The sequence below is a fragment of the Azospirillum formosense genome (genome assembly GCF_013340925.1).
GTDB classification, from domain to species: Bacteria; Pseudomonadota; Alphaproteobacteria; order Azospirillales; family Azospirillaceae; genus Azospirillum; species Azospirillum formosense.
In genome coordinates, this window is the sequence record NZ_WHOR01000241.1 from 1 (window position 1) to 9,065 (window position 9,065).

Sequence of the window (9,065 nt, forward strand, 5' to 3'; positions counted from 1 at the left end):
CGCAGGAGAGGGAAAATCAGTCCCCTCCCCTGCGAAGCGGGGGAGGGTTAGGGAGGGGGCCAGCGGCTCACCCATGAAAATGCTCGAACACCCGCCGGGCCAGCGCCGCGCTGATGCCGGGGGTCGCCTCCAGATCCTTCAGCCCGGCCGAGGCCACCGCGGTGGAGCTGCCGAAATGGTGCAGCAGGGCCTTCTTGCGCGACGGGCCGACGCCGGGGATGCCGTCGATGCGCGTGTGGTCCATCGCCTTCAGGCGGCGGGTGCGGTGGGCGTCGATGGCCGTCCGGTGCGCCTCGTCGCGCAGCCGTTGCAGGAAGTACAGCACCGGGTCGTTGGGCTCCAGCCGGAAGGGCTCGCGGTCCGGCAGGAAGAAGCGCTCGCGCCCGGCGTCGCGGTCCGGACCCTTGGCGATGGCGGCCAGCGGCACGCCCGCGATGCCCAGCCCGTCCAGGACCGCGCGGGCGGCGTTCAACTGGCCCAAGCCCCCGTCGATCAGCACCAGATCGGGCCATTGGCCGCCGCTGCGCTGCGGGTCCTCGCGCAGGGCGCGGCCGAAGCGGCGGGTCAACACCTCGCGCAGCATGGCGTAATCGTCGCCGGCCGCCGCCGGGTCCTTGATGTGGAAGCGGCGCCCCGCGTTGCGCTGGATGCCCTCCGGCCCGGCGACCACCATCGCGCCGACCGGGAAGGCCCCCTGGATGTGCGAGTTGTCGTAGATTTCGATACGGGCCGGAGTCTTCGGAAGGCCGAAGACGCGGGCCACCCCGGCCAGCAGCTTGCCCTGGGCGGAGCGTTCGGCCATGCGGCGCCCATGCGCCTCGCGCGCGTTGGTCAGGGCGTGTTCGACGACGCGGCGCTTGGGGCCGCGCTGGGGAATCTCCACCTCCACCCGCCGCCCAGCGGCGAGCGTCAGCGCCTCGGCGAGCAGGGCGCGTTCCGGGATGGCGTGGCTGAGCAGCAGGTGGCGGGGCGGCGGCGTCCCTTCGTAGAGTTGCGCGGCGAAGGCGGCGAGAATCGCGGCGGGCTCCTCCTCCCCGTCGTGCCGGGGGAAGAAGGCGCGGGTGCCCTGGTTGCGTCCGCCGCGGAAGAAGAAGGCCTGGACGCAGGCGGTCCCGCCCTCGGCATGGACGGCCAGCACGTCGGCGTCCTCCAGCACGCCCTCCAGATTGATGTCCTGGCGGCTTTGCAGGGCGGTCAGGGCGCGGATGCGGTCGCGCCAGCGGGCGGCGTCCTCGTAGGCCAGCCGGTCGGAGCAGTCCATCATGTGGCGGGCGAACTCCGCCTGGATTGCGGCGCTGCGCCCGGACAGCACGTCGCGCACGCCCTGCATCTGCGCGGCGTAGTCTTCCGCCGTGACGCGGCCGACGCAGGGGGCGCAACAGCGCTTGATCTGGTGCTGGAGGCAGGGCCGCGTGCGCGACGTGAAGGTGGCGTCGTCGCAGTTGCGCAGCAGGAAGGCGCGCTGCAACGCCCCGATGGTCATCCCGACCAGGGCTGGGGAGGCGTAGGGGCCGAACAGGTCGCGCTTCCTGCCATGCCGGTCGGCGCTGCCGCGGTGGTGCATCAGGCGCGGAAATTCGTGCCCCTCGCCCAGAGCGATGTAGGAGAAGGAGCGGTCGTCCTTCACCAGGACATTGAAGGGCGGCAGCAGGCGACGGATCAGGTTCGCCTCCAGCAGGAGGGCCTCCGCCTCGGTGTGGGTGGTGACGAACTCCATGGAGCGGGTCAGCGCCACCATGCGGCGGGTGCGGTTGGGCAGCCCGTCCGTCCGGGTGTAGCTGGCCACCCGGCGTTTCAAATTCTTCGCCTTGCCGACATACAGGATGCGCCCGTCCGCCCCGATCATCCGATAGACGCCGGGCGTGTCCGGCAGCGTCGGCAGGGTGGCGCTGATCACCGCAGCTCCGTCCATCACACTAACCCGGTGTGTTAATCACGATGGGGTGGAAGGAAGCAGGGGAACGAACCATGGACAAGGGACAATCGTCGGCCCTGTCCATCAGGGCAGGATTCACCCCGCTTTTTGCCGCTCCACGCCCGCATCGGCGTCGGGGCGGGTGCTGTCGCGGACGACCAGTTCGCAGTCCAGCCGGTGGTGCGGCTGGGCCACCGTGGTGCCGTTCAGCCGGGCCAGGATCTGGCCGGCGGCCAGTTCGCCGATCTCGCGCTGCGGCGGACGCACGGTGGACAGCGGCGGCAGGCAGGCGGCGCTGAAGGTCAGGTCGCCGAAGCCGATCACCGCCAGATCGTCGGGCACGCTCAGCCCGCGCCGGTTCGCCTCGAACAGCACGCCCAGCGCCATGGCGTCGTTGGAGCAGACCACCCCGTCGATGTCCGGATGCAGCGCGAACACCTCGTCGATCAGCCAGATGCCGACGGGGGTGGAGGCGGTGTCGGGGGCGGTGAAGGCGATCGGCTCGTGCAGGCCGCGGCGGCGCACCTCGTCCTCATAGCCGTCGGTGCGGCTGCGCACGCGCATGTCCTGATGCACGGCGGCGCCGATGTAGGCGACCTTGCGGCTGCCCTGGTCGTAGAGGTGGCTGGTCTGCCGGCGCCCGACCTCGAAGTGGGAGAAGCCGACCGTCATGTCCACCGCCGGGGTCTGGGCGGAGGGAATGTCCCACATCTCCACCACCGGCACGCCGGAGGAGCGCAGCATGGCGCGCGTCCGCTCGGTGTGGTGCAGGCCGGTGACCACCACCGCGGCGGGCGACCAGGCGAGGAAGGCGCGGATCAGTTCCTCCTCCCGCTCCGGATCGAACTCGCTGACGCCCAGCAGGGTCTGGTAGTGGGCGGTCTGGAAGGCGCTTTGCAGGGTGTTGTAGGTCTCCGCGAAGAAGGAGTTGGTGATGGAGGGCAGGATCACCCCCACCGTCCGGCTCTTCGCCGCGGCGAGGCTGCCCGCCACGAGGTTCGGCACATAGCCGAGCTGGTCGATCACCGTCCGCACACGGGTCGCCAGCTCCTCCGACACCGCCTCCGGCTTGCGCAGATAGAGCGAGACGGTGCTGGGCGACACGCCGGCGGCGTTGGCCACGTCCGTCATGGTCAGCCGCTGGGTGGCGCGGCGGGTCTTCTTGCGGATGGGCTTGGCGGGCTTCGGCGGGATCGGCTTGGCGGGCGGCTGTGCGGTCATTCTCGTCCTTCCCTGCGGCGAACCCCGCCGCGCGGCGTGGCGGCATCATAGCACGCCGTTGGAAAAGCGGGGGAAAAGCGGGAACGCTCAGGGCGCGGCATTCGGTTCCGCCTCGGCCAGCGCCGTTTCCGCCAGGGCGGCGCGCGCCTGCTCCGCGAAGAAGTCGATGAAGACGCGGATCTTCGCGGGCAGCAGGTTGCGGTGGGGGTAGAGCACGGCGAGGGTCACCGGCTCCGGCGGGCAGTGCGGCAGGACGACGCGCAGCTCCCCGCGGCGCAGATGGTCGGCGACCTCCCACAGCGGCTTCAGCACGATGCCTTCCCCGGCCAGCGCCCAGCCGGTCAGCACGTCGCCGTCGTCGGCGTCGAACTGGCCGGACACCGGCAGCGTCATCGGGCCTTGCGGCGTGCTCAGCGTCCATTGGAACTGTTGCGATCCGGGAAAGCGCAGCAGCAGGCAGTGGTGGGACAGCAGATCCTCGGGCCGGGCCGGCACGCCACGCCGTTCCAGGTAGGCGGGGGCGGCGCAGAGCACCCGCGGCAGATCGGCGATCTTGCGCGCAACGAAGCTGGAATCCTTCAGCGGCGCCATGCGGATGGCGACGTCGGTCGCCTCGCGCAGCAGGTCCAGCAGATGGTCGGACAGGCGCAGCCGCAGGTCCACCTGGGGGTAGGCGGCGTGGAAGCGCGGCACCATCGGGGCCAGGATGCGCCGCCCGAAACCCAGCGGCGCCGTCACCCGCAGGCTGCCCACGGGGGCCCCGCCGATGGCGCCGACGCTGCTCTCCGCCCGCTCCGCCGCCTCCAGCACCTCCAGACAATGTTCGAAGAAGACCTTTCCGGCCTCGGTGAACTGCACCTGCCGGGTGGTGCGGTTCAGCAGGCGGGCGTTCAGATGCTCCTCCAGGCTTTGCAGCCGGTGGCTGACCACGGCGGGCGACAGGCGCAGGCTGCGCCCGGCGGCGGACAGGCTGCCCAGCTCCACCACCCGCACGAACACCCGCATGTTCTCCAGCAGCGCCACGCTTGGCCCTTTCCCCACATGTTATGGGGAATCCTCCCACCTTTCCGTTTTTTTTGAAAGTGCTGGTGCACGCATCCGCTTCCCCGCTGCGCTGCGGCAACCGTAGAGTTCAGGGTGAGGATCACCGAACGGAAGAGGCCGCGACGCATGGAGCCGATCGTCTGGGAGTGGGTCAACTTTCTGGTGCGCTGGCTGCACGTCATCACGGCCATCGCCTGGATCGGGTCGAGCTTCTATTTCATTCACCTCGACCTGTCCCTGCGGCGGCGCGACGGCCTGCCCAACGGCGTGGCGGGGGAGGCGTGGCAGGTCCACGGCGGCGGCTTCTACAACATGATGAAATACACGGTCGCCCCGCCGGAGCTGCCGGAGAAGCTGACCTGGTTCAAATGGGAAGCCTACGCCACCTGGCTCAGCGGCTTCGCGCTGCTGTCGGTGCTCTACTACCACGGCGCCGCACTCTACATGATCGACCCGGCGGTGCTGGACATCCCCTGGTGGGGGGCGGTGCTGCTCAGCTTGGGCGCCCTGGGGCTGGGCTGGCACGTCTACGACCGGCTGTGCAAGTCGCCGCTTGGCAAGGACGACGTGAAGCTGGCGGCGGCGGGCTTCGTCTTCCTGGTGCTGGTCGCCTGGGGCCTCAGCCACCTCTTCAGCGGGCGGGCGGCGATGCTGCATGTGGGCGCGCTGATCGGCACGATGATGTCGGCCAACGTCTTCCGCATCATCATCCCCAACCAGACCAAGGCCGTCGCCGCCATGAAGGCCGGTCGGGTGCCCGACCCGGCGCTGGGCAAGCAGGCCAAGCAGCGCTCGCTGCACAACAATTACCTGACGCTGCCGGTCGTCTTCCTGATGATCTCCAACCACTACCCGCTGGCCTTCGGCACGCGCTACAGCTGGGTGATCGTGGCGGTGGGGCTGGTGGTGGGCGCGGTGATCCGCCACTTCTTCAACAGCCGCCACGCCGGCAAGCCGACGCCCTGGTGGACCTGGGCGGTCGCCGCCGCGGGTGTCGCCGTCATCGTGGGCCTGAGCGCCGCCGGCACGCGGACCGAGAGCGCCGCCGCAGCACCGGCCAGGGTCGAGTTCGCGCAGGTGGAGGAGGTGGTGCTGTCCCGCTGCTCCATGTGCCACGCGGCGCAGCCGGTGTGGGAGGGGATCGGCGTGGCGCCGCGCGGCGTCATGCTGGACAGCGCCGAGGCGATCGGCCGCCACGCGCCCCAGATCCGGACCTGGGCGGCGCTGTCCGACGCGATGCCCCCCGGCAACGTTACCGGGATCACGCCGGAGGAGCGCCGCCTGCTCGCCGCCTGGACCGATCAGCTTCCCCGGTAGGTCGAGTAGCTGTAGGGGGAGACGAGCAGCGGCACGTGATAGTGCTGGTCCGCGTTGGCGACGCCGAAGCGGATCGGCACCACGTCGAGGAAGGCGGGCTCCGCCATCTCCAGGCCGGAGGCGCGGAAATAGTCCCCGGCCTCGAACACCAGCTCATAGACGCCCGGCGTCAGGTCGGCCCCGGCGAGCAGCGGCGCGTCGCAGCGCCCGTCGGCGTTGGTGCGCGTTTGGGTCAGCCGCTCCCGCCGCTCCCCGTCGATGCGGTAGAGGGTGACGGCGATCCCGGCGCCGGGCCGTCCGTGCGTCGTGTCGAGAACATGGGTGGTCAGGCGCCCGCTTCCGGACATGGGTTTCTCCTCGCCATGGAATGCCGCGAAGAGACCTTATACCGCACCCCATGCCGCACCGCCGCGCGGTCCGAACGGGGCCTGAGCAAAAAGACTTTCAAACGGATCGAAAAAGCGGACCTCGGCGATTGCGGTTATGCTGCGGGGCAGGGGACCGATCAGGGAAGGCCGGGATGCGACCGAGCGAGATGGACCGTGCAAGTTTCGTCGCCCGATTCGGCGGCGTGTTCGAACATTCGCCCTGGGTCGCCGAAGGCGCCTGGGATACTGGAAACGTACCCGACGATGCGGACGGGCTGCACGCCGCGATGGTCGCCGTCCTGCGCGCCGCCGACCGTGACCGGAAGCTGGCGCTGCTGAACGCCCACCCCGATCTGGCGGGCCGGCTGGCGCTGCGCGGCGAGCTGACCGCCGACAGCACGGCGGAGCAGGCCAGCGCCGGGCTGGACCGCTGCACGCCCGAGGAGTTCGCCCGCTTCACCGAGCTGAACGACGCCTACAAGGCGCGCTTCGGCTTCCCCTTCATCCTGGCGGTCAAAGGCCGCAGCCGCGCCGACATTCTGGAGGCGTTCGAAACCCGCCTGTCCAACGGCCCGGAGGAGGAGTTCGCCACGGCGCTGGCCCAGGTCGAGCGCATCACCTGGCTGCGCCTGAAGGACCTGCTTCCATGACGGGGTTCGGCGCGGACCTGATGGCGCGGCTCGACGCCTTCGCCGGCTTCACGGAGGAGCCGGGGCTGCTGACCCGCCTGTTCCTGACGACCCAGCACCGCGCCGCCGCGGACTGGCTGATGGAACTGATGGGCAAGGCCGGGATGAACGCCCGGCTCGACCCGGCGGGCACGGTGGTCGGCCGCTACGAGGGGACCGTGCCGGGCGCGCCGGCCCTGCTGATCGGCTCTCACATCGACACGGTGCGCAACGCCGGCAAGTATGACGGGAATCTGGGGGTGCTCGCCGCCGTCGCCGCGGTGGCGGAGCTGGACCGGCGCGGCGAGCGCCTGCCCTTCGCCATCGAGGTGCTGGGCTTCGGCGACGAGGAGGGCGTGCGCTTCCCGGTGACCTTGACCGGCAGCCGCGCCGTCGCCGGCCGCTTCGACCGGGCGGCGCTGGAGACGCGCGACCGCGACGGCGTGCGCATGGCCGACGCGCTGCGCGCCTTCGGCGGCGACCCCGAGGCCATCGCCGCGGCGGCCCGCAAGCCGGGCGACGCGCTGGCCTTTCTGGAGGTCCACATCGAACAGGGGCCGGTGCTGGAGGCCGAAGGGTTGCCGGTCGGCATCGTCACGGCCATCAACGGCGCCACGCGCTTCGCCGTCCGGCTGCGCGGCATGGCCGGCCACGCCGGCACGGTGCCGATGGCGCTGCGCCGCGACGCGCTGGCCGCCGCCGCCGAGATGACCCTGGCGGCGGAGCGGGTGGCCGCGGCCTCCGACGCCGGGCTGGTGGCGACGGTGGGCCGGATCGAGGCGAAGCCGGGCGCGGTCAACGTCATCCCCGGCGAGGCCGCCTTCACCCTCGACGTCCGCGCGCCGGAGGACGCCGTGCGGCGGGACGCCTGCGCCACCATCCTCGGCGCGTTCGAGGAGATCGCCGCCCGCCGTGGCGTGGAACTGGCCGTGGAGACCACCCACGACGCGGCCGCCGCCCCCTGTTCCCCCGGCATCCGGCGGCAGATCGAGGCGGCGGTGACCCGCGCCGGCGTCCGTCCCCTGTCGCTGCCCAGCGGCGCCGGGCATGACGCCATGGCCTTCGCCGGCGTGCTGCCGATGGGCATGCTGTTCGTCCGCTGTGCGGGCGGCATCAGCCACAACCCCGCCGAATCCATCACCGTGGAGGACGCCGATCGGTCGGTGCAGATCCTCCTGGACATCATCCGTCACTTCGAGCACGAGACCCCGACACCATGACCGACACCGCCCAACAGGCCATCCGCGCGTTCCTGGAACAGACCCGCGACGAGCAGGTCCGCTTCCTGGCCGAACTGGTCAAGGTGCCCTCCGACAACCCGGCCGGCGACTGCGCCCCCCACGCCGAGCGGGCCGCCGCGCTGCTGGAGGCCATGGGCCTGACGGTGGAGCGCCACCCGGTCCCGGCGGAGCTGGTTCGGGCCAACGGCATGATCTCCGCCACCAACCTGATCGTGCGCCGCCGCTTCGGCGACGGGCCGACCGTGGCGCTGAACGCCCACGGCGACGTGGTGCCGCCGGGCGAGGGCTGGACCCGCGACCCCTACGGGGCGGAGGTGGTGGACGGCTGGATGTACGGGCGCGGCGTCGCCGTCTCGAAGTCGGACTTCGTCACCTACACCTACGCCCTGCTGGCCCTGGAGAAGGCCGGTCTGGACCGCGGCACGGTGGAGCTGCACCTGACCTACGACGAGGAGGCCGGCGGCGAGATCGGGCCGAAATGGCTGCTCGACGAGGGGTTGACCAAGCCGGACTTCGCCATCGCCGCGGGCTTCAGCTACGGCGTCGTCACCGCGCACAACGGTTGCCTGCATCTGGAGGTCGAGGTCACCGGCAAGTCCGCCCACGCCGCCCTGCCGATGACCGGCATCGACGCGCTGGAGGCGGCCACCGCGATCCTCGGCGCGCTCTACGAGCACCGCAAGGGCTACGCCGGCACCGTGTCGGCGGTGGGCGGCATCGGCTCGCCGCAGTTGACGGTCGGGCTGATCAAGGGCGGCATCAACACCAACGTCGTCCCCGACCGCGTGACCCTGCGCCTCGACCGCCGCATGATCCCGGAGGAGGCACCGGAGACGGTGGAGGAGACGTTGCGCGCGGTGATCGCCGAAGCGGCGAAGGCCTTCCCGCAGGCCCGCGTCGAGGTCCGCCGCATCCTGCTGGCCCGCCCGCTGACCCCGCTGCCCGGCACCGACCGGCTGGCCGCCGTCCTCTGCGCCCACGCCAGCCGCGTGATGGGCGAGCCGGTGGAAACCAAGGGCGTGCCGCTCTATACCGACGCGCGCCATTACTCCGACGCGGGCGTGCCCATCGCCCTGTTCGGCGCCGGCCCCCACACCATCGAGGAGGCCAACGCCCACCGCGCCGACGAGCGCCTGCCGCTGTCCGACCTGTTCAAGGCGACGGAGGTTGTGGCGCTGGCGCTGTTGGAGGTGCTGGGCGAGGGGTAATTGCCCCCTCCCTAACCCTTCCCCGCTGGGTGGAGGAGGGGACATGAAGCTCCCTCCCCTGCGAAGCGGGGGAGGGCCGGGGA

Annotated in this window: 8 protein-coding genes; 4 read left to right on the forward strand and 4 right to left on the reverse strand. The window is 71.3% G+C overall.

What is annotated here, in order from left to right:
* Positions 1-67 precede the first annotated feature (67 nt).
* The 3 genes from uvrC to GBZ26_RS23225 form a co-directional block, all read right to left on the reverse strand.
* Complete coding sequence (gene uvrC, locus GBZ26_RS23215; protein ID WP_174440878.1) at positions 68-1,912, reverse strand: excinuclease ABC subunit UvrC; 1,845 nt, start codon at positions 1,910-1,912, stop codon at positions 68-70.
* A 99-nt stretch (positions 1,913-2,011) separates the two neighbouring features.
* The gene (locus GBZ26_RS23220; RefSeq protein WP_174440879.1) at positions 2,012-3,136 is read right to left on the reverse strand and encodes a LacI family DNA-binding transcriptional regulator; all 1,125 of its coding nucleotides are present in this window, start codon (positions 3,134-3,136) and stop codon (positions 2,012-2,014) included.
* An 87-nt stretch (positions 3,137-3,223) separates the two neighbouring features.
* Entirely contained in the window at positions 3,224-4,159 is a 936-nt protein-coding gene (locus GBZ26_RS23225; protein WP_174440880.1) for a LysR substrate-binding domain-containing protein, read from the reverse strand.
* 147 nt (positions 4,160-4,306) lie between these two features.
* Here GBZ26_RS23225 and GBZ26_RS23230 point away from each other — a divergent pair, with 147 nt between their 5' ends.
* On the forward strand, positions 4,307-5,497 hold the full coding sequence (locus tag GBZ26_RS23230; RefSeq protein WP_174440881.1) for a urate hydroxylase PuuD: 1,191 nt from the start codon (positions 4,307-4,309) through the stop codon (positions 5,495-5,497).
* Here the strand turns inward: GBZ26_RS23230 and uraH are convergent.
* Positions 5,482-5,844, reverse strand: a complete 363-nt coding sequence (uraH, locus tag GBZ26_RS23235) for a hydroxyisourate hydrolase (RefSeq protein WP_174440882.1) — start codon at positions 5,842-5,844, stop codon at positions 5,482-5,484. The genes GBZ26_RS23230 and uraH overlap by 16 nt on opposite strands.
* A gap of 188 nt (positions 5,845-6,032) precedes the next feature.
* Between uraH and uraD the strand changes: the two genes are divergently transcribed.
* From uraD to GBZ26_RS23250, 3 genes are read left to right on the forward strand one after another with little or no spacing between them, the layout of a single operon-like run.
* Positions 6,033-6,515 (forward strand): 2-oxo-4-hydroxy-4-carboxy-5-ureidoimidazoline decarboxylase, encoded by a 483-nt coding sequence (gene uraD, locus GBZ26_RS23240; RefSeq protein ID WP_246653829.1) that lies wholly within the window; start codon positions 6,033-6,035, stop codon positions 6,513-6,515.
* The gene (locus GBZ26_RS23245) at positions 6,512-7,753 is read left to right on the forward strand and encodes an allantoate amidohydrolase (protein ID WP_174440884.1); all 1,242 of its coding nucleotides are present in this window, start codon (positions 6,512-6,514) and stop codon (positions 7,751-7,753) included. The genes uraD and GBZ26_RS23245 overlap by 4 nt, the downstream gene beginning before the upstream one ends.
* Positions 7,750-8,982, forward strand: a complete 1,233-nt coding sequence (locus GBZ26_RS23250; protein WP_174440885.1) for a M20/M25/M40 family metallo-hydrolase — start codon at positions 7,750-7,752, stop codon at positions 8,980-8,982. Before GBZ26_RS23245 ends, GBZ26_RS23250 begins: the two co-directional genes overlap by 4 nt.
* The last annotated feature ends 83 nt before the right edge of the window (positions 8,983-9,065 follow it).

What these genes read in the sequence shown, in the direction of transcription:
- GBZ26_RS23245 (WP_174440884.1), top strand. Translation starts at nt 6,512, where the DNA reads ATGACGGGGTTCGGCGCGGACCTGATGGCGCGGCTCGACGCCTTCGCC.
- GBZ26_RS23230 (WP_174440881.1), top strand. Translation starts at nt 4,307, where the DNA reads ATGGAGCCGATCGTCTGGGAGTGGGTCAACTTTCTGGTGCGCTGGCTG.
- uvrC (WP_174440878.1), bottom strand. Translation starts at nt 1,912, where the DNA reads ATGGACGGAGCTGCGGTGATCAGCGCCACCCTGCCGACGCTGCCGGAC.
- uraH (WP_174440882.1), bottom strand. Translation starts at nt 5,844, where the DNA reads ATGTCCGGAAGCGGGCGCCTGACCACCCATGTTCTCGACACGACGCAC.
- uraD (WP_246653829.1), top strand. Translation starts at nt 6,033, where the DNA reads ATGGACCGTGCAAGTTTCGTCGCCCGATTCGGCGGCGTGTTCGAACAT.
- GBZ26_RS23250 (WP_174440885.1), top strand. Translation starts at nt 7,750, where the DNA reads ATGACCGACACCGCCCAACAGGCCATCCGCGCGTTCCTGGAACAGACC.
- GBZ26_RS23220 (WP_174440879.1), bottom strand. Translation starts at nt 3,136, where the DNA reads ATGACCGCACAGCCGCCCGCCAAGCCGATCCCGCCGAAGCCCGCCAAG.